Origin of the sequence: Turicibacter bilis (assembly GCF_024499055.1) — a bacterium.
GTDB lineage: Bacteria > Bacillota_I > Bacilli_A > MOL361 > Turicibacteraceae > Turicibacter > Turicibacter bilis.
This window is the reverse complement of the sequence record NZ_CP071249.1, coordinates 471,276-492,374: the sequence shown is the minus strand read 5'-3', so window position 1 is coordinate 492,374 and position 21,099 is coordinate 471,276. Positions and strand designations below refer to the sequence as shown.

Genomic DNA, 21,099 nt, shown 5'->3' with positions numbered 1-21,099 from the left:
CAAAAGTGGTATAAGACAAAGTAGTTTCTCTATTATAGCATACATTTCTTTAGTTTATACAAGATTTTCTTACTTGACCCATGATTCATACCATAAAATAAAGGTCATTAAGGTCCAAATTTTACGACTATGATCCCCTCTTCCTTTAGCATGGGCTTCTAAATAGGAAAGAGCCACCTGTTGATTGATGAGATGCTCACAACTTGGCGCTAAAATGATGTCCCGTGCTTCGTCGAAAAGTTCGTTTTTAAACCATTTTTTTAAAGGGACCGGATAGCCTTTTTTCGGAGCCTCAAGGACATGAGCTGGGATAAAGCCTTCAAAAGCTTCTCGTAATAAAATTTTTGTTTGAACCCCCTCTATTTTTTCACGATGTGTTAAATATTTCGCTAGTTCGAGTACCTGTTGATCTAAAAAGGGTACCCGAAGCTCTAAAGCATGTGCCATCGTTAGTCGATCTGACTTCACTAAGAGATCACCACGAAGCCACGTTTTTAAATCAATCATTTGCATTTGTGTTAGTGGATCGAGATTCTTGATTTGATCATAGATCGGATGGGTAATCTCCGTAAAGGGATGAGACGGATGATAAAAGGATAGGAGCTGATCTTTTTCTTGCTCGTTAAAGACGAAGGCGTTCCCAACATATCGATCTCTTAACGGAATACAGCCGCGTCTGATAAAGTTTTTCCCTTTGATATTCGGCAAATGGTTCGCCACCCATAGAAGTATTTGTTTCATCGGTTGAGGAATCGGGTGAAACAGTTTTAAGGCATCTACTTCTCGATAAATTCGATAGCCACCGAAAAGCTCATCGGCTCCCTCTCCGGATAAGATGACTTTGACATGTTTTCTTGCTTCTCTCGCGATGCTATAAATGGCAACACTTGAGGGATCAGCAACGGGGCTATCTAAAAACTCAATGGCTTGCCTAGCTTCCTTCATAAATTCATGAGCATTTAACGTTTTTGTTGTTAAATCTAGCTTTAATTTCTCTGCTGTTTTTATAGCCTCATTGATTTCGCTATAACCTGCTTCTTCAAAACCAATTGTAAAAGCTTTTAAATCCTCTTTAAACGCTTTAGCACATGTTGTCAAGATGGTGGAGTCTATTCCCCCTGATAAAAAACAGCCAACTTCTACCTCACTTTGTAGGTGAGATTTGACGGAAGAGACAATGGCTTGCTGGAGTTCTTCCTTTAAGACATAGGACGTTTTTTTAGTCGGTAATAATTCTACTGTGGCATACGTCTTTATCCTTAGTCCTTTCTCAAGTGAATAAGTTAAATAAGTCCCTGCTTCAAGTGCTTTAATATCTATGAGGCATGTATCAGGCTCGGGAATGTATTGAAAGGTAAAGTAATGCTGGAGTGCTTTAAAATCGAGAAACTGTTCTTTATCGTATATGGATTTAAACACTTTAAGTTCCGATGTTAGGAAGATTCCATCGTCAAAGTGGTAATAATACAATGGTTTAATCCCAAACCGATCTCGAACAGCAATTAATTCTTGTGTTATTTCATCGTATAGCACAAGGGAGAACATCCCTCGCAGTTGAGACATGAATTCTAACCCTAATAACTGATAAAGAGTCACAATCACTTCCGACTCACAAGAAGTTTCAAAACTGAATCCTAATTTCTCAAGTTGAGTGCGAAGTTCTAAATAATTATAGATTTCTCCATTAAACACAAGGTGGCACGTCTTATCACTTGAATGAAAAGGCTGTGATCCACCTTCTAAATCAATAATACTTAAACGATTGAATCCTAAAATAAGTTGTTCAGATACATATAATTGTTCATCGTCTGGTCCACGGTGCTTTATTTGTTGTAAAGCATACTGCATGAATTGGAGATCCTCAATCGTTGTTTTATTTTTCATCAAGACAACTAATCCACACATGGTTATCACCTATTCAGCTAACTTATAAGATAGTTTACGAACTGATTGTCTTAGAAAGAACTAAAAAACAAAATAATTAACGCAAACATTTGTTCGCTCCTTATTCGAACGGTGAGAAAAATAGACTCAGCTACGTGTATTTTTTGCTAAATGAGTAATAAATGACTTATTTTCATGCAATGATAACGCTTAATCAGGTCAGGTGCCATTTTGCCACCGTCTGGATAATCTTAGAACGAATGTTCGGAAATATAAAAAAGATAGCAAATGCTATCTCTTTTTAACAGTTAATAATCGTTCCACCATTGACATGGATGGTAATACCAGACATATAAGATCCTTCATTAGAAGCTAGCAACACGTAAGCACCTGCTAATTCTACGGGATGTCCCATACGTTTCATTGGCACATTCGCTCCATGTTGAGACACTTTTTGAGCATCAAATGACGCTGGAATAAGTGGTGTCCAAATGGGACCTGGTGCCACTGCATTCACGCGAATCCCTTTTTTAGCTAAATTAGAAGCCAGTGAACGAGTGAAGGCTGTTAAGGCTCCTTTTGTAGATGAATAATCCAATAACGTTTCATTTCCTTCATAAGCAGTGACTGATGTTGTGTTAATGATGCTATCTCCTTCAGTTAAATGCGGCACCACAGCACGCGTTAAATAGAAGGTTCCGAAATAGTTGACCGCAAATGTTTTATGAAGGTCTTCATCTTTAATTTGAGTGATTTCATTTTGTGGATATTGAACAGCGGCGTTGTTTACTAAAATATTAATTTGATTAAATTTTGCTAATGTTTGATTGACAATGTCCTGTGCGAAGCTTGGATTCGTCAGATCACCTTGAATTAATAAGCATTCACCGTGCGCCTGCTCAATAGCTTGTTTAGTTTCATTCGCATCTTCTGTCTCATCATAATAAACAACAACCACTTTTGCTCCCTCTTTGGCAAAAGCAAGCGCAACAGCACGCCCGATTCCGGAGTCGCCACCTGTAATAATCGCCACTTTATTTTTTAACCGTCCAGAACCATTATTATATTCAGGATGATCATAGATCGGTTTGGGATCCATTTGTGATTCAATCCCTGGTTGTTTCGTTTGAGTTTGTGGTTTTGCGGTTTTGGGAAACTGACTGCATGGGCTAGTCATTTAACAAATCCTCCTTTTGATTAAAACATTCATTGATAGTTTTCACAAATGTCCTATTTTTATAAGAAAACCTTGAATGAAAATATGAACAAAAAGGCCATTAAATGTCTCTTGTCGAACCGCAAGACACATGCTATATTATAAGGTAGCAAAGTTCAAACTTTTTAGAGATTTAGGGGGACATGAGATGGATATTAAGCAACATGTTGGAATGAGAACACTAAAAACAGGAATAGCCGTTGTCATCACCGCCTGTCTCGGAAATACCTTTTTAATTAGTAACCCTTTTTATGCCGTGATTGGGACGGTGTTTGCGATGCAAAATACAGTGAAAAGTTCCTTTGTGGCAGGAAAAAATCGATTACTTGGCACCGTACTAGGAGCTATCATTGGTTACCTATTTGCACTTGTCCATTTTGATCACCCACTTCATCTTGGTTTTGCAGTCATTGTGACGATTATTTGTTGTAATGCTTTAAAAATAAGCTCCTCTATTATCATTGCAGCAACCGTCTGTATTTCTATTTTAATGGGGATTACAGCCGATCAAAATCCACTTATTTATTCTCTTTTACGTACGACAGATACTTCAATTGGAATCATTGTGGGGATTTTAGTCAATTATTTTATTGCACAGCCGAATTACTTAGGGCGTTTAACGGATGAGATTGAAAAGATTGAACAAATGACGATTGAACTGGTCAAAAATATTTTAATTCATCAAGACTTAAATATATCTCCTTTAAATTCTGAATTAAGTCGTTTAAATGCGTTATATCATAATTATTGTGCTGATACAAAATTTCATAAGAATCCTGTTTCCTCTAAAAAATTAAAGAAATCCATTGATGCGTGCCACGACATTTATTTTCATGCTAAGTGTATTGCTAAACTGGAATTAGAGCAAACAGAGATGACGTTTGATAATAAAATGGAGATTATTGAATTTTTTAATCAAGGCTGTCAAGAAAAAGTCAAGCTTAGGGAACCGATTCATCCTATTTTTGAATATCATATTCATAAGATGTTAGACCAAATTTATTTATTAACCTCTACCGTTGAAGATTTAACGGAGCATTTGAATCCAACACAAGAATAAAAGGACTAATCAACGATTAGTCCTTTTATACTATTTTTAGAGTGAATCGGTTAATGACATGATGTTTACCACATCCAGGCATCTGCATCGCAAAGATAAGAGCTTCTTGTTTTGTTTTCCACGCAGAGTAATGACAGATTTTTACGTTATTTTCGGGAACAACATAAAGACAAAGCCAGAAGTATTCTGGATGAGCCAACACCATTTCTAAGTCATCAATATCAATGATGACATCTCCATCTAGTTCTAAAATTAAGATAGCTTGGGCTAGTGTATATTTATTAATATCAATATCTCCTTCATTCCATTTATCTTCGATGGTTTGAATGATATCGTTGATTTCTTTGATTAACTCATGTCCTTCAAGGGTTAAATCTAAGACATAAGGTGTGAATTCAGTCTCTAAATGACTGTAAATGCGATACAGGGCTTTTCGAACTTTTGTTAGCTTGGCACACTCCTCTTTGAGTTTGTGATAAAGCGATCGATTAATCAAGATGATAATGTTATTGTTTTCAAGCAAACTATGACAACATTCTAGAATTTCATCCATTTCGGATAGACAAGTTCCAATATTTGTCTTAATTCGTAACATTGTTTGACTTAACATCGCCTAAACACCCCCTTTTCTATAATATATGACAGTACCTCCTTCTGTGAGAACATAAAAAAAGAAGGCAGTTGCCTTCTTTTAAATAAACTGTTTTAAGTCACCGAGTGTATGGACGGGAGCGTGACAGCTTCCACCTTCACAGACGTAAAATGAGGGATCTTTTGATAAAGGATAGTCTGTTAAAAATGGAATTAAATCTGATAATTTGTTCTCATTTTCAGGGGTTTTTAAGATAACGGTTAAATTAAACAATGGAGATAAAGAAAGAAATGTTTTAAAATCTTCGATTTCATTGTCGTTTGTTAAGATAGCGATGAGTTCTTTACTTGATTCGAGAGCGAATTGAGCAGCGATTAAGTAAAAGGCATGACTAATTTCATAATGGGTCGCATGAGCCGCCATGAAGTTTAGTTGCTCCATCGCTTCTTTTTCTAATGTGGCGTCTCCTGTTAAGCGAGCTAAACGAATTAAGTTATAAGCTGCGACTGAATTCCCTGATGGCATGGCCCCATCGTACGTTTCTTTTGGACGAATCATTAAATGCTCAGCATCACTGCCATATAAGTAATAACCTCCCGCTTCACAATCCTTAAACAAGCGAATCATCTCTTGCGTTAGTTCGATGGCTTGTTTAAGGTAGTCTGGGTTAAAAGTACTTTGATAACTTTCAATTAAACCATAGACATAAAAAGCATAATCATCTAGATAACCTAGATAATGACTTTTTCCTTCGCGGTAACGAGCGAGTAATCGTTTTTCTTCAAAGAGATGTTGATTAATAAAAGAGATTGTTTCCTGAATGAGGGTCTCATACTGCTGATCTTGTGTCACATGGTAAGCTTTTGCTAGAGCGACTAGCATTAAACCATTCCATGACGTTAGAATTTTATCATCTTTATGTAAATGATAACGTGAAGCACGATACGTTAAAAGCTTCTGTCTTAACGGTTCGATGTGTGATTCGTCAAGATCAATGGATGCATGGAGACGATTGAGAATGTTCTTTCCTTCAAAATTTCCAAGTGAGGTTACGCCATAATACGTATTAAGGAGCGCTCCTTCTGTTTCACCGAGTACCTCAATGATTTCTTCTGGTGTAAAGAGATAGTACTTCCCTTCTTCTCCTTCACTATCAGCATCTTCAGCACAGTAAAAACCACCGTCAGGATGATGAAGATTATTGAGGACATACTTAAGGGTTTTAGTGGCAATCATAAGATATCGTTTTTCTTCGGTGACTTCGTAGGCTTCTAAATAAGTGATAATAAGTAGGGCATTGTCGTAGAGCATTTTCTCAAAGTGTGGAACGAGCCACTCATCATCGGTGGAATATCGGGAAAACCCAAAACCTAGATGATCGAAAAGACCACCTTTATACATTTGATCCAGTGTCTTTTTCACCATTTTGATGGCATTTTGATCACCGGTACGTAACAGATACATGAGACGATGTGGGGTTGGAAATTTTGGAGCATCTCCAAACCCACCGTTTTCAAAATCATAACTCGCCTTAAAATGTTGCATGGCATGGGCAAAAAGTTTTGAATTGACTTCTTGATTAGAGTTTCGCTGTTCATTCATTTGTTCGAGATGTTCTTGAATGCCAGTTGTTACTTGTTCAATTTTTTCACGATTTTCAGACCATGTTTTAACAATAGCTCTTAACACATCTAGTAGTCCTGGTCGACCATAGCGACTATTTTTAGGAAAATAAGTCCCGGCATAAAACGGATGAGCCTCTGGTGTCATTAAAATGGTGAGTGGCCATCCACCCTGCCCCGTTAAGCTCTGACAAACGGTCATATAAACACTATCAATATCCGGGCGTTCTTCACGGTCCACTTTAATTGAAATAAAGTGCTCATTTAAATAAGCCGCCACTTCTTCATCTTCAAACGATTCATGCTCCATGACGTGACACCAATGACACGTTGAATAACCAATACTTAAAAAAATCGGCTTATCTTCGGCTTTTGCTTTGGTAAAAGCTTCTTCATTCCATGGATACCAATCGACCGGATTATACGCATGTTGCAATAAATAAGGGGATAATTCATGAATCAAATGATTGGGGTGTTTACTTGTTGTCGTCACAAAATCAACTCCTATTCCTTTCAATAGCTCTAGTGTTTGAAAAGATCGGGCTTCCTATTCCATTTCAGGCAAGGTTAATTGAAAACGTTCTATCGTTTCAGGATAAATTTTAAGTGGCTTGAAACTTAATCGCTTAATTTCTCCCGCATTATCTACTGAAAAATAGAGTTCATAATCACCAATGGGATGATGAGCGCCAATCATTGGAGTGATTTTTAGGGTAACGGTCGTTGGTTTATAAGGTTCAGCTGTTAGGTCAAGTATCGACATTTCATAGTTATAGAGTTCCACACGCTTACCTAGGTCTTCTCCATAATACTTCACCATTTCTTCTTCAATAGCAGGTTGTAATAAATTGATAATGAGTTTTTCACAAGATTCAGGATTAACATTCATGGCATGAGCAGTCTTAGGAACTAAGTTGAAGGTAAGAACAAGAGAGAACATGACTAAAAACTGTCTCATTCGGTGAATTTTCATCTATAAAACCTCCTCTTTACATGAGCTTTCTCATATTATTTGTCATTCAAGGATTAAAAAAACACGACGTTGAATGTTTTTGATTTTATTCCCCTTCAGTCAGGAAGAATTGATTTAATTTTCAACATTCATTTATAGACTGGCTTCAATTATCAAATATAGGGATGTCGTCTAATTCTTTGGTCTCTTGAAACGTTTGGGTTTCAATGTCTCCTAAAGAATCAATCAAGTACGTGGCGATATAATTAGCATAAACTTTCTCTTCATTTAAAAAAGAGGAAAAGGCTAATTTAATGGAAATTTGTGTTTCATTGATTTGTTCAATGTGAAGAAGATTGATCTCCTCTGAGTTGACTTTTAAGGGTGTAACGGCTCTTTCTTCTCTTATTTTTGCAATAATTTTAGGATATAACAGGTTAATAATCAGTTGACTTTTTAAGTCCATCCTTGTTATGTTTTCCTTTTCCTGAGATTTCTGTTTAGAATCTGGTGGGATCATTAAACATAAAAACATCATACTGATGATTAGAATGAGACTATAAACGAATCGTACATCCATACTGGCTTCCTCCCTTTTAACGCTTAGCTTAATATTTGAAAGAAAACAGTGACTTATTCAAAAAGTGATGATTAAAATGCTAAATAGCCTTACTAACTCATCCGTTCATCCCCAAAGACATAAAGTTGATTTTTTTAGAGGGTCATCATCACTCATGGGATAAGACGACCTTTAATCGATTTAAACAGCCAGTCAAAAAAACAAGCAAGCCAAGGCCTATAAAGCCTTTACTTGCTTGTTCATGATTGCTATGGATTAAAAACTAAGATGATTTATTCTAGAGGAACGAATGGTCATCACGCCAAATGATTTCCACAGTGAGGACAGTATTGGTACGTGGCGTCTACCACTTCGTGACAGTGATGACAACGTCGTTTATTTTCTGATGGGGTATAAACGATTTCTTGATCCCATAAGGTGAGTTCCATCTTCTCATCCGCTTCAAGTGCTCTCCCCTTTTCTAATGGGATTTTAGCAATGGTTTGGCAGGTGTCACAAACAATATAATATTCTAAGCGCCATTTCCAGAGTGGAATAAAAAAGAAATGGAATTGATGATAGTGTTTAAATAACGTGAATTTTTCCGTTCCACGACAGTGTTTACACATCGTAGCCGGTAGTGGTTTAAGTTCAACGTTTTTTGTCTCTATTCCAAAAATACCAATAAAAAACATAAATCAAAAATCCTTTCTTAACATGCTCTTTCTTTTATTATAATGAACTTTTCGTGTGTTTTAAATAAGAACTCATCAGAAACATTCCAACTTTTAAGAATTTTTACAATCAAATATAGGAATAGAAACACCATCTTTTTGACTTGTTTTTATATAATATAGTAGTTTATAGAAAAGGACGTGAAAAAAGATATGGGTAATACGTATCAAACAATGCCTTTAGATCCCACGACAAATTATCTAAAATATGGTCAAAAATTTCCCCCAACTCAAATGACTTATGATCAAACTTCAAATAATGTAGCAGCCATTAACCAGCGTAACGATTTATCACAGTTGAATGATTTAATTAATTTAAGTAACGCTGACCTAGATAACAATTTTATTTCAACGTTAACTAGTATTTTTCATGTGGGTGATACGATCATTATATATGAAAGTATTTCCGGTTACATTTCTTCTGGAGCCCTTCTTTCAAATATAACGATTAAACCCGGGACTTATGTTATTTCTAAAATAGTAGAAGGTAGTCGCCATCCTATTCGTATTTCAAAAACTGGTAAAGCAGCAGGGGCGTGGATTGATGGCATGACCCTTTATAAACCTTTGTCAGGCTTCTTTGTTGAAGATAGTATATCTACTAGCCAACCACTTGTTCCTATTTTTACTGATACTAAAACACAAGGTTTTTGGGGTGATGATTCAATCGGATTAAACCTTCCCAATCTCTTTATTGAAGGTGAGAAAGTAATTGTGACAAAAAATATCGTAGGTTACAAAACGTCAACCTCATTGAAACGAGCCAAATTTATAAAACCCGGGACTTATTATATTTATAAATACGTTGAAGATGCTACTCATCCTCTCAATATTACTTCAAATCCTGGAATAGCGGGCACTTGGGTTGATACAACTTACATTGAAAAATAAAACAAAAAGGATATGCAAATTTTTACGCATATCCTTTTTGTTTTGATAGAACTGAATTAAACGATAAAAAGTAAAAGTCACAGAAGTGCAATTATGAATCCATTGTTGTTTCTTACTGAGACGATGGGATGTAGAAGATTTATGTGTCTATATACAAAAAAGAGAGAAACTCTCTCTTTTAAACTAATTGATTAATCCATTTTTTCGAGCGTACACGGAACATTCCGAAGAAGACTTTGACTGCTTCTTCTAATTGAACGATAATAGCAACGATCAGAAGTGGCGCATGGAAGAATTTAACCGCGATAAAGGTACCTAAAACACCAACCGTCCATAAGACCCCTAACTCTAAAATCATCGCATATCTCGTATCTCCACCCGCGCGGAAAACACCAACGATATTAATAATATTAATAAAACGGAACGTTAAGCCTACCGCAAAGACAATTAAAACGTGTGACATGAGCGTAAGTGTTGATGGCTCGAAGTCTTTATATAATTGAAGCATCACAGGAATACACATGACAAGCATTAGTCCTGAGATAATTCCAAGGACAATCCCTACCTTTAAGAATAAGATTGCATCTTGATAACTCTTTTCTTTCTCCCCAGCTCCTAGTTTCTTACCAAGCATGACCGTCGATGCATTTCCAACCCCAATTGCTGCAATAAAGAAGATATTAAAGATTGAATTGACAATATTCATAATGGAAATCGACTCCACATTAATCATCCCGTAAATCACCATGTAAGCTGTTGTACCAAGCCCCCAGAAGCATTCATTGATCACGACAGGTAAACTTGTGACAATTAGTTTATTAATGAGCTCACGATCAAACGCTAATAACACCGATAACTTAGGATTCATTGTCTCTGTTTTTAAGTAAGCAAAGCCAATCACTAGGATAAACTCAACGATACGTGAAACAAGGGTCGCAATGGCAGCCCCGATGACCCCTAATTGAGGGAATCCCAATAATCCAAAAATTAAAATTAAGTTAAGGATCGTATTTAACGTTAACGCAATGATCGAAGCAATCATTGAGAATTTAGGTTTTTCCACTGCTCGTAACCCCATACTAAATCCAAACGATAAAATCATGAACGGATAACTTAAACAAGCAATACGTAAATACTTGGCACCGAGTTCTTGAACCGCGACATCTTGAGTAAAGATACGAATAATCTGTTCTGGAATCAGTAGAGCTAAGCCCGTAAAAATAGCAGCTAATCCAATCCCTAAAACTAAAGTAAATCCTAGTAAGCGGTGAATGTTTCGAATCTCTTTCTTTCCCCAAAACTGAGCAAAGTAGACCATTCCTCCACTATAAATTCCGAACATCACCATATTTAATAAAAAGTAATATTGGTTTGAAACCCCAACCGCAGCCACTGCATCAACTCCAACTTTTCCAACCATCAGTGTATCAACCATGTTTAAGCTTGAGGTCACTAATTGTTGTAAAGCGATAGGAAGCGCAATAATCCATAAATCTTTGTAAAAGGCAGCATTTTGTTTAAAATGTTGCTTCAAATTCATCATATCACATCCTTATTTTTTTCCATTAAAAAGAGGAAGACTCAACGTTCTTCCTACGATTTACTTCTCTATAATCTATCAGATTCAATTTCCCTTGTCAATGACCGTTTCGTGTTCTGCGATTAAATTAATTTCATCACCTAAGACTTCATGGCGACGACTGAGTTGTTTTAACGTGAGTGTGTCAAAAGTTTTACATTCAATCGCTGCCATTAACTCCGTATCACTAATAAAAATGGTCTCAACTTTACGCTGATCAATATATAATTGCGAATCAATATTAAAGCCCGCTCCATAAACGATGAGCCCCGCTTCCGTCCAATGATAATCCTCTAATCGTTGTTCATTTAATCCAAAATGAAGTGTTGTTTGATGGGTGGTAAACACCTGATTCGTCAAATAAGCCTTTCCTTCTAGCTGATCATATTGCGACAAACGTAAAATATCTTGATAACATTCATGATCTTTATAAGTAATATGAAGCTGTTGCATGATGGATAAAGGGATATTCAATGTTTTCATCAGCCAAGTCCCTAATTGATAGCACTCCAATTGTTTCGGAAGTGGATAGTCAAAGCTTGGATGAAAGTGTGAGATAAAATAAGGGACTTCATACGGATTATAGGGATACATCGATTCATCATTTAAAATTGGAAGATTAGGTAAATGATCAGCAAACATCATGAGAATTACCTCTTGCTCAGATGCTTGCAGTTCCTGAATTAAACGATGAATTTCTTGATCGAGCTGATAAATACGCTTCGCATAATCTTGTAGGGCATACTTCATCTCTATGGACATAGGTCCTTCTACTTGTATCAAGGGATTATCATCAGGCGTCTCATCATAAGGCTGATGAGTTCCAACCGTAATCCCGTAAATAAAGGCTGGCTGATCAGTTGCTAATGTTTTTAAAACATAATTGACTAAATCCGCGTCATTCATTTGAGATAAATCATGGGGTATCCCTACTCCACTCATATATTCGATTGGAATATAGCGTGAAAAGCCAAGGTTTTCGTATGCTAGATGTCGATTATAAAAATTTCCTTCATAATTATGAATTAACGTTGAGCAGTAGCCCAATCGTTCTAATTGAGAAGCCAATGACTCAACGGGTGTATGTTTTAAAAATGACTGATGCGGAATTTCTCCTGGTTTTAATAGCTCTGCATTCATCGACGTCAAAATAGAGAACTCCGTTTTAGCTGTTCCTCCCCCAAAGGTCGGGACCCGCATGACACCACTTTTTTTCTGTTGCATCAACTTACGAAAAGTCGGAATGGGATCTTGGCTAAATGAGACTCCCTCTAACCTTAACGGATCAAAAAATGATTCGAGCTGTAAGAGAATGATTTGCGGGTGATGGACGGGCAACTTTGAAGAATGATAAGTGATTCCTTTCAAAATTTGACTCATCATCTCTTCGTTATAAGTATCTGGTTTACGGTTAAGATACGGATAAATCGAGTCTGCCATTGCATAGGCAAAACCTCTCTCCTCATCCTCAACCGAAGACGAATCAACAGGCTGTCCTTTCTCGATTCGATTAAAGATGAAGGCAGCAAGTGTCACGTAGATCGACGCTAATAGATAATCAAGAGATTTCACGGAATATTGGATTTGATACCACCCATATCCAATATGGAGAATGATCGCCATTCCAGCAATAATAAGGGCAATCACCCATGGTTTAAAATAATGTGACGATAAACTCAGTCCTTCTTTAATCAGGAAGATATCCGAAAACATTAAAGGGTATCCTCGTAAATGGGTCACAATGGCATTCATGATCGCAAGAAATAACCAAAAAAACGTCATAAATCCAATAAAAAAAAGTTTACGTGAAACAAAGAATGAAAAAACTAACGTTGCAGAGACAATTAATAAATTAATGGCAAAATAACTTGGCCGTTTTCTAACAAAGTTGAAAGCCTTGATGATGGATTGAAATTTGATCATCTCCATGATTAAGGTCAAAATAATTGATAAGAATAACCATCCGATCCAATATTCCATATTCTCCCCCCATAAAAGAACATCTGCTTAAAGATAAAAATTAACACAAAATTTGGTATCTTTCAAGCATCCTCGAGATAAATGATTGTATAAATATAGTGAAACCCCGATGAGATTACCTTTCTTTCAGATTAGAAAGCATCGCCCATCGGGGTTTTAAGTTTATGAATGGGTTGAAATTGACTAAACAGATTCATTCGCAACGTTTTATAGGCTAGATTAAAAATAAACCTTTAACGCTCAATAACTTTTATAATTTTACCTCGGACACGTCCTTCCTCTAAACGAACTTGATTAATTCGAAAGGCGACTTTCATTCCTTCTTTGACCGTGAAAAAAGTTGGGACTGGACAAATGGCGTCTAAATTTGGTGCAATATTCACAAAGCAAGCCCACGGTTTCACGCTACGCACTAACCCATAGACGACCGTTTGTGGTTCAAAATCTTCGATAGTGATTGAAGAGTGACACTCATATTTAGTCACTGCTTGAACGTTGATTTTGAGATTATCATTCACTTTCAACAAACAAACTGAAATTTGATCCCCTTCTTTATACACATCTGAAACTGTCGTATAATCATTGGCAAAATCTTGATTTCTTAAAATCACAGAGACACCGTCAATACTTAAGTAAGCGCCAAAGTAAACTAAGCGGGTAACTTTAGCATCAAACGTTTCTCCTGCCTTTAGACGTTCAATCAGTTCTAATCGTTTTTTATGTTTGACCTCTCGACATGAACCGAGATAAACGTGACGATTAGCATCATACGCTGTAATCATATATTGAAGCATCGTCCCGATATAATGATTTAATCCTCCCTTAATCTCATATAATTCGAGTTCTTGACGCGGAATAATCACTTTGTCTCCATCTAAATCTAACCAAACGGCATAATCATTTAAAATGATATCGTATTGAACGAGTCTAACAATGCCTTCTTTAATTTCTTTCTTTGTTTTTAATGGAATCATTTGTTGAGAAAATTGCTCCATTATTTATCCCCCCCCACATTTAATCAAAATGATTAAGCGTTATAGAAGCTCTCCTCCCGAAAGAAAGCGTTTCTAATTATATTTTACCAATAAGTAGAGCAAAATAAAACTCTCATTTTCATAAATAACGGGTATTTATTTTACATTTTTCGAAAATGAGCGTCATCTGATGAAAAGAAGAGATAAAAATCAAAAAAACCTACCAACAGGTAGGCTGAATCATTCATAATATGATAAAAAAGAACACCGAAGGCCATTTCGGTGTTCTACAAGTAAAAAGGATGTATGATGAGGACATACAAATTTTTCACCTGTAGTCCACGAGATAATCGGTCGTGGGTAGAAACTAGTTAACCATATCTTAACAATTATACAAGTAAAATATTATAACTATTTGGAGTAGGAAATAAATTAATTATTCATTTCCAGGGGTATATAATATCATCATCTCACGTTATTTGCAAGCGGTTTTTATCATTTTTTTAAAAAAACACACTAGAACATTCTGGTAATAAGACATATTTCTAGATTATTCTAAATTTACAAAAAACATGAAATAAAATCAATGATGTTCTTAACATGAGCCTCACTATCTAAATGTATATAAAAGCTAGTGGCATCCTATCATTTTCAAGGTGACTACAATTAACCATCGGTACCAGTATGATTAGGTTCAACTTCGTCTGGCAAAGGGATGTTTAATTATTAGCTAACGTGGTTAACCGTTTATTTAAAATATGAATAATGATTAAATGACACGAATAAGTAGCAAAAGATGAAACGCCCATTTTTATAAATAAACGTTATTTGATCAAAAGAAGAGATAAAAATCAAAAAAACCTACCAACAGGTAGGCTGAATCATTCATAATATGATAAAAAAGAACACCGAAGGCCATTTCGGTGTTCTACAAGTAAAAAGGATGTATGATGAGGACATACAAATTTTTTACCTGTAGTCCACGAGATAATCGGTCGTGGGTAGAAACTAGTTAACCATATCTTAACAATTATACAAGTAAAATATTATAACTATTTGGAGTAGGAAATAAATTAATTATTTCCGGACCTTTATATTATCATCATCTCAAGTGATTTGCAAGAAATTTATCTCGTTTTTTTCGAAAAAGATGATAGAACATTTTGGTAAGGAGAAAGATTGATAGAATCTTCTAAATTAACTAGAAACTGTGCGATTAATTCAATGATTTGCTCAACATCTTTGAGGGATCCCACTTCACTACCTGAATGCATATATCGAAGTGGAATTGAAATAAGAGCTAGTGGAATCCCATCATTTTCAAGATGAATTCGGTCTCCATCTGTTCCAGTACGTCCGGGTGCGGCTTCGTATTGAACAGGGATGTTTAATTCTTTAGCTAAAGTCGCTAATCGTTCATTTAACAGGTTATTAATAATTGAGCCATTAGCTAATACAGGTCCGCCACCCACTTCAATTTCTCCGATTGCTTCCGCATTCGCATCTGGATAATCCGTCGCAAAGGTTACGTCAACCACTAAAGCTAACGTTGGTTTCACACGTTTAGCCGCCCAAACCGCCCCACGCATCGTTGTCTCTTCTCCAACGGTTGTCGCACTATAAATCCCAACACGTGCGCCTAATTCTTTCGCTCGTCGCAGCGCTTCAATCACAATAAATGCACCTAAACGGTTATCTAACGCACGCCCGGAAATGCACTCATTCATTAATTCGCAATAATCCGTTGCTGCTACAACATAATCACCAGGTTTAACAACCTTTAATGCTTCTTCCTTTGAACTTGCCCCTAAATCAATGAACAAATCGGTTGCTTCTAATGATTTATTTTTAAGAAGTGAGCGATTCACCCCAACCACTCCATTGACGATGCCAGATGATGTTAAAATTTGAACTTTCTGTCCCAAATAAAGAGCCGGACGAATTCCACCCACATTGGTTACTTTTAACAATCCAGCATCTGTAATCATCGTCACCATGAGTCCAATTTCATCGACATGTCCTGCTAATAACACCTTACAAGGAGAATCAGGATTTAAGACACTAATCACATTTCCTGTGACGTCTGCCTCAAAGGTGTCAACCGTCTCTTTCATGTAATGAATGATTTTCTTTTGTAAGTCAAATTCAGCCCCTGATGGAGAGGGGGTTTGAATCATTTCATATAAAAAGTCTTTATTCATTTCGGTTACTCCTTTATTAAATTAATTCCCAAACAATCGTGACGTAATCAGTGGCACTGATATCTTGAGGTTGTAAATCCATCATGGCCATTGAATAATTAGCACTCTCACTTAATAGGAGTTCACGTGGTTGATAACTGATGGTACTCCAATCATAATCAATCACTTGAATCGGTCCTAATGTCACACCCGCTGCTTGTGCTAAAACATTCGCCTGCTCAGTTGCCTGCTTAACGGCATCCTGAAGAATTAACGATTTTAACGCGGATTCATTTTTTAATTGATACTGAATGGAGAACTCTGGATGCGCTGGGCAATTACTAATGACTTGAATGACGTCGCCAAGTTTTTCATGATTAAAATCAAATCCAAACGTTAAACGATGTCTGACAATGTAACCGCGAAAAACACGAACATAATTCCCCTCTTCGTCTTTCACTTGCTCATAATCCGTATCGACTGTAAAACTACTTGTTTTTAAGTCTTCTTTTTTAAAACCAATCTCCTCAAGACAATGCTGTAATTCTTCAAGCTTTTGACTAGCCAACTCGATGGCTTGGTCATACTGTTCATCTCTCGATTCTAAATACAGTGGAATCTCAATATAATCTGGCGGTAAAGACGCTTGCCCCGTTCCTTTCACCGTTATCGTCCGTTGTTTCATCCCATTCCCCCTTCTTTATGATTTATGCCTATTATAGCATACCTTACGTGGTTTAACCAAAAATGACCAAAATAAAAATGATATCCAAAAGGTAGGATGGATATCATTTTCTCAAATTCGTTTAGATGATTGATTCTCTCTCATAATCGCCTAGTTGAAAATCCTTTTCAATATAATAACTTCCCCACTCTACGTTTACTACCAAATCTGGGCACTTGCATGCGATCGTCTCCGGCATAGGATTAAAGGCACGAACTAATTCAGGATAAATGGCTTGATCATAATCTTTTTCATTTAAATCAAATTCAATCTCATCCGAAAGATGGTGTGTGCCGTAATAAACCATATAATTCACTCGGTATTTGAGTACCTCTTTATTCAAGCGTTGGTATAAGCGAGTTTTATGCTTTAAATTTGAACTAGAAAATTTCCAACACTCATGACTTTGAACCTCTGGTGTTAGAAAAAAAACAGGATCACCTTCATTTTCATCAATTCCCATGGAATAACGATACTCGCCAGATTTTTGAATCCAGTCTAAGTAGACCTTCATTTGTTCTTTTGGACCACTGACCCGGACCTCTACACAATTTTCAATTTCTCTCATAGTCTCTCCCCCTTCATCTCTTATTTATATATTATACTCTATTTTATAATAAAAAAGGTAATTAATACCAAACGTATATAACGTTAATTAATTTTATTAAGGATTTGAATTCAAGTAGAAAATTTGAATATTTATACAGATTGGATAAACAAAAAAGGCTATCGCAAATGATAGCTCTTTTGTGTTATATGCTCTAATCTATTTAGATTCTAGTTTTTCTAAACGGTTTTTATAAAACTCTTGTTTTCTAAGCTCGATGGCATCTTTGATGTGTTGAATAAATAATAGATTCTCTTGGTATGGGGCTAAAGAATTAGTTAAATACATAAACTCCTCATCTGAACTAAAGATTTCAGATTCACTTTGGCACAAGAAGTGTACTGGATTTTTCCGTGCTAGTTTAACGTATTCTGCTTTTCCCCACTCCTTAAAGGTTTGGCTGTTTTTGTCACGTAATAAATCGACGGCATTTGATCCATGAGAATAAAAATCTTTAAATGATTCATATAAATTATCATCATTAATTTTTAATTCTAAGCGCCCGTTTTTAATAAAAGCAAGTATCGTTGGTAACTTATATGTTTTTGACATCGATGTTTTCTCGATCATATTGATAAAGTTGACAGCTGGAGTATCTAACCAGGCTATCTCTTCGTCACTTAAATCATTCTGATTCTTTAAGAAGTTTAAGTAGTTTTTAAACGGATTGATTTTAGCTTTGGATTTGATATTTAAATAAATCGTTTCATCCATATAGGTAAATAGCTCAGTACGTGAGGGACGATGACCTAACTCGGCTTTGATTCGTTCATATTCTTCAACTAAAAGCTTCTCTATTTTAATTGATGAGCGATCCATTTTCTCAAATAAGTCAATTAAGCGGAAATCAAAATCCATGATGCAATCTTCTGGTAATAATGCATCTTCTTTAATGACATCACTTGCTTTCTTGAATTGTGACTTTGATGCACCAGTCATTAAATAAGGTGAAAAGTTTGCTTTTTTATAGTTTCCAATAAAATCAAGGACATTTAAATAGTGCTTATCCTTATATAAACGTAACCCACGTCCTAATTGTTGTAAAAAGATCGTTGGTGATTCTGTTGGACGTAACATCATGACCATATCTAAAGAAGCAATATCTAGCCCTTCATTAAACATATCCACCGAAAAAATTACATTAATTTCACCTTTAACTAGTTTACTTAATGCTTTTTCTCTTGCCGTATTATGAACCCCTTCATCTCCACTGTACACAGCACAGGCGCTTACCCCGTGATTCACAAAGTAATCTGCCATAAATTCTGCATGATGTTTACTCATACAAAATCCCATCGCACGTGTTGAACGATACTTTTTATAATGACTGAAAATTAAATCAGCTCGCTTATGAATACTTAATGCTTCTTCAAGTTGAGTGGTTTGATATTTCCCATTACGATAGTCAATCGTCTCATAATTTACTGTTTCATCAAAGATAGCATAGTATCTAAATGGCACTAACCAACCTTGATTAATGGCTTTTTTAAGGGGTGCTTCGTAAACTAAATTATAATCACAAATTGCTAATACATCTTTACTGTCTAATCGCTCTGGTGTTGCCGTTAATCCTAAAAGGAATCTTGGTTGAAAATAGTTAATAATATTTTGATAGTTTTGAGCAACCGCATGATGAAACTCATCCACAATGATATAATCGAAGTAATCAGGTTGAAATAGTTTCAAACTATCATTTTTACCTAAACTTTGAACAGATGCAAAAATGATATCTTTATCAGTCTCTTTTTGAGTCCCCATAAAGAAACCACGTTCACTGAGAGGGCGAACATTTTTAAAACTCTTCTCTGCTTGTTTTAAAATTTCCTCTCGATGCGCCACAAATAAAATTCGTTGATACTCCCGTGAATCAAAGGCAGCTAAATACGTCTTCCCAATTCCAGTTGCAGCAACGACGAGCCCTTTATCAAACCCTTCTTCTCTTGTTTTCTTTAAATGATAAAGAGCTTCTATTTGAGCACCACGCGGTAAATATAAATCCGTCACATATGATGGTGCCTCATCAGCTGCAACTTCTGTAAAGTTTGTATTTGGAAACGGTGTTGTTTGATAGATTTTATTTTTCTTCCAATTCTTTGAATAGAAATCCAGTTCTGCATCCGTAATTTTAATGGAATGATTATAAAATAAATCTTCAAATACTTGATAATACTGCTCATACTCTACCTGATGCGTCAGTTTATCAAGTTTGAAATTCCACTCTACCCCACTTGTAAAAGCAGATTTAGACAAATTTGAGGATCCAATGTACATGTCAGCCCCATCTTCATATTCGAAAAAATAAGATTTTGCATGAAAACTACGATTAGGCTCATTAAAAAATCGCAAATCAGCACTATCACCGAAAATATCTTTTAATCGATACAACGCCGAAGGCTGTGTAATATTCAAATAATTCCCTGTTAAGATTCGAATCGGAATATTTTTCATTTTAAGTTCTATTAAATCTTGTTCTAATAGTTTAACCCCTGATTCCATTAAAAAAGAAACGATAATATCGATTTTTTTAGCTTTTTTAAAACTCTCTTTCATATGATAATACAGATAATCATCATACCCTGTAATACTTTTAATTGTTGTCACCATTTTCACCCTACCTTACACTTTGGTAATATTTTATCATTCTTTTGAAATTTTTGACAGAATTTATCTCTTGAAATATAATAAAACTAATTAAAGTACAGAGGAGAATGATCTATGATTCAATACGATAAACTAGTTCGTGATTTAATTCCGGAAATCATCGCAGCATCAGGAAAAACAGCAGACATTGAAATTGTTAATAATGACGTTGCCTTTAATTATCTAGTTAAAAAACTAGATGAAGAAGTCACAGAATTCAAAACGGACAAAAACCTAGAAGAACTAGCCGATGTCATGGAAGTCTTATTTGGATTAGCCCATAAACTTGGATACACAGAGCAAGATTTACTAAACAAACGCCAAGAGAAAAAAGAAGCACGTGGAGGCTTCGAAAAAAATATCATCTTAAAATCAACAAAATAAAAAGACACTCCTAACGTTAGCAATTAAGTCTAACAATGGGGGTGTCTTTTCCTTAAGCTATTTTTTAAAGCTCTGTTAGACAAAAATGTTGATATGGGTTATTCTCCTACTTGAAATGGAGGGAATCTTAAAAAATAATGTTCAATAACCACTGCTATCAAACGATTGATTACCACCAAGATTGGCTAACACAGCTTTATTATCATGCATGTTGATCTTCTCCTAGTCAAAATTAAAAGAGCCACTACTGATGTAATGGCTCTTTCTCTATTTAAACTAATGTAATTTCTTCAACACGTTTAGTTGTTAAACAGGCACCTGCAATACTAGCGTATTTCAAATCAGGTTGTAACTCATTTAAGACTAATACTTCACTATCAATCACATAGTTCATGAAGTCTAAAATTTTATCGTCTGATAAATCTTCTGTTGGATTATTAATCTCAATTGAGCGTGTTTTATTTTCAGTGTCTTTGAATTTACAAGTTAATGTGTATGTTTCTTCCATGACTTTTTCCCCC

18 protein-coding genes and 2 riboswitches are annotated in these 21,099 nt (G+C 35.7%); of the genes, 3 read left to right on the top strand and 15 right to left on the bottom strand.

Features of this window, described 5'->3' with window-relative positions; translation table 11 throughout:
* Window positions 1–69: 69 nt before the first annotated feature.
* Both asnB and J0J69_RS02360 read right to left on the bottom strand, forming a co-directional pair.
* Entirely contained in the window at window positions 70–1,905 is a 1,836-nt protein-coding gene (gene asnB / locus J0J69_RS02365; RefSeq protein WP_212725565.1) for an asparagine synthase (glutamine-hydrolyzing), read from the bottom strand.
* Window positions 1,906–2,185: 280 nt separating this feature from the next.
* Window positions 2,186–3,061, bottom strand: a complete 876-nt coding sequence (locus J0J69_RS02360; protein ID WP_055241764.1) for an SDR family oxidoreductase — start codon at window positions 3,059–3,061, stop codon at window positions 2,186–2,188.
* A 187-nt stretch (window positions 3,062–3,248) separates the two neighbouring features.
* On the opposite strand from J0J69_RS02360, the gene J0J69_RS02355 reads away from it, so the two are divergent.
* Window positions 3,249–4,160 carry an FUSC family protein gene (locus J0J69_RS02355; protein WP_055305109.1) on the top strand — a complete coding sequence of 304 codons (912 nt, stop codon included), beginning with the start codon at window positions 3,249–3,251 and terminating at the stop codon, window positions 4,158–4,160.
* Window positions 4,161–4,185: 25 nt separating this feature from the next.
* Here the strand turns inward: J0J69_RS02355 and J0J69_RS02350 are convergent, their stop codons facing one another.
* The 5 genes from J0J69_RS02350 to J0J69_RS02330 form a co-directional block, all read right to left on the bottom strand.
* The gene (locus tag J0J69_RS02350; protein ID WP_055305107.1) at window positions 4,186–4,770 is read right to left on the bottom strand and encodes a hypothetical protein; all 585 of its coding nucleotides are present in this window, start codon (window positions 4,768–4,770) and stop codon (window positions 4,186–4,188) included.
* 81 nt (window positions 4,771–4,851) lie between these two features.
* Window positions 4,852–6,867 carry a thioredoxin domain-containing protein gene (locus J0J69_RS02345; RefSeq protein WP_212725564.1) on the bottom strand — a complete coding sequence of 672 codons (2,016 nt, stop codon included), beginning with the start codon at window positions 6,865–6,867 and terminating at the stop codon, window positions 4,852–4,854.
* 54 nt (window positions 6,868–6,921) lie between these two features.
* On the bottom strand, window positions 6,922–7,347 hold the full coding sequence (locus tag J0J69_RS02340; protein WP_068759714.1) for a DUF3888 domain-containing protein: 426 nt from the start codon (window positions 7,345–7,347) through the stop codon (window positions 6,922–6,924).
* Window positions 7,348–7,492: 145 nt separating this feature from the next.
* Entirely contained in the window at window positions 7,493–7,906 is a 414-nt protein-coding gene (locus tag J0J69_RS02335; protein WP_055276150.1) for a hypothetical protein, read from the bottom strand.
* Window positions 7,907–8,202: 296 nt separating this feature from the next.
* Window positions 8,203–8,580 carry a zinc ribbon domain-containing protein gene (locus J0J69_RS02330; protein WP_055241779.1) on the bottom strand — a complete coding sequence of 126 codons (378 nt, stop codon included), beginning with the start codon at window positions 8,578–8,580 and terminating at the stop codon, window positions 8,203–8,205.
* A 180-nt stretch (window positions 8,581–8,760) separates the two neighbouring features.
* Between J0J69_RS02330 and J0J69_RS02325 the strand changes: the two genes are divergently transcribed.
* Window positions 8,761–9,510 carry a hypothetical protein gene (locus tag J0J69_RS02325; protein ID WP_144436979.1) on the top strand — a complete coding sequence of 250 codons (750 nt, stop codon included), beginning with the start codon at window positions 8,761–8,763 and terminating at the stop codon, window positions 9,508–9,510.
* A 178-nt stretch (window positions 9,511–9,688) separates the two neighbouring features.
* On the opposite strand, the gene J0J69_RS02320 is transcribed toward J0J69_RS02325, so the two are convergent.
* The 7 genes from J0J69_RS02320 to J0J69_RS02290 all read right to left on the bottom strand — a co-directional run bounded on the left by J0J69_RS02320 (window position 9,689) and on the right by J0J69_RS02290 (window position 20,155).
* Window positions 9,689–11,050 carry an MATE family efflux transporter gene (locus J0J69_RS02320; RefSeq protein ID WP_212725563.1) on the bottom strand — a complete coding sequence of 454 codons (1,362 nt, stop codon included), beginning with the start codon at window positions 11,048–11,050 and terminating at the stop codon, window positions 9,689–9,691.
* Window positions 11,051–11,134: 84 nt separating this feature from the next.
* Complete coding sequence (locus tag J0J69_RS02315) at window positions 11,135–13,069, bottom strand: LTA synthase family protein (protein WP_212725562.1); 1,935 nt, start codon at window positions 13,067–13,069, stop codon at window positions 11,135–11,137.
* 233 nt (window positions 13,070–13,302) lie between these two features.
* Entirely contained in the window at window positions 13,303–14,064 is a 762-nt protein-coding gene (locus J0J69_RS02310; RefSeq protein WP_212725561.1) for a S1 RNA-binding domain-containing protein, read from the bottom strand.
* A gap of 294 nt (window positions 14,065–14,358) precedes the next feature.
* Window positions 14,359–14,460, bottom strand: a riboswitch (purine riboswitch).
* A 539-nt stretch (window positions 14,461–14,999) separates the two neighbouring features.
* A riboswitch (purine riboswitch) is annotated at window positions 15,000–15,101 on the bottom strand.
* A 69-nt stretch (window positions 15,102–15,170) separates the two neighbouring features.
* On the bottom strand, window positions 15,171–16,244 hold the full coding sequence (locus J0J69_RS02305; RefSeq protein WP_212725560.1) for a zinc-binding metallopeptidase family protein: 1,074 nt from the start codon (window positions 16,242–16,244) through the stop codon (window positions 15,171–15,173).
* Window positions 16,245–16,260: 16 nt separating this feature from the next.
* Complete coding sequence (locus J0J69_RS02300) at window positions 16,261–16,908, bottom strand: SIMPL domain-containing protein (RefSeq protein ID WP_055276137.1); 648 nt, start codon at window positions 16,906–16,908, stop codon at window positions 16,261–16,263.
* 121 nt (window positions 16,909–17,029) lie between these two features.
* Window positions 17,030–17,515, bottom strand: a complete 486-nt coding sequence (locus J0J69_RS02295) for a hypothetical protein (protein ID WP_055276135.1) — start codon at window positions 17,513–17,515, stop codon at window positions 17,030–17,032.
* A 198-nt stretch (window positions 17,516–17,713) separates the two neighbouring features.
* Window positions 17,714–20,155, bottom strand: a complete 2,442-nt coding sequence (locus J0J69_RS02290) for a DEAD/DEAH box helicase family protein (RefSeq protein WP_212725559.1) — start codon at window positions 20,153–20,155, stop codon at window positions 17,714–17,716.
* Between the two features lie 114 nt (window positions 20,156–20,269).
* On the opposite strand from J0J69_RS02290, the gene J0J69_RS02285 reads away from it, so the two are divergent.
* A complete protein-coding gene (locus J0J69_RS02285; protein ID WP_055241795.1) occupies window positions 20,270–20,578 on the top strand; it encodes a nucleoside triphosphate pyrophosphohydrolase in 309 nt (102 codons plus the stop codon).
* Window positions 20,579–20,849: 271 nt separating this feature from the next.
* On the opposite strand, the gene J0J69_RS02280 is transcribed toward J0J69_RS02285, so the two are convergent.
* On the bottom strand, window positions 20,850–21,086 hold the full coding sequence (locus J0J69_RS02280) for a DUF2922 family protein (protein ID WP_055305080.1): 237 nt from the start codon (window positions 21,084–21,086) through the stop codon (window positions 20,850–20,852).
* Between the last annotated feature and the right edge of the window lie 13 nt (window positions 21,087–21,099).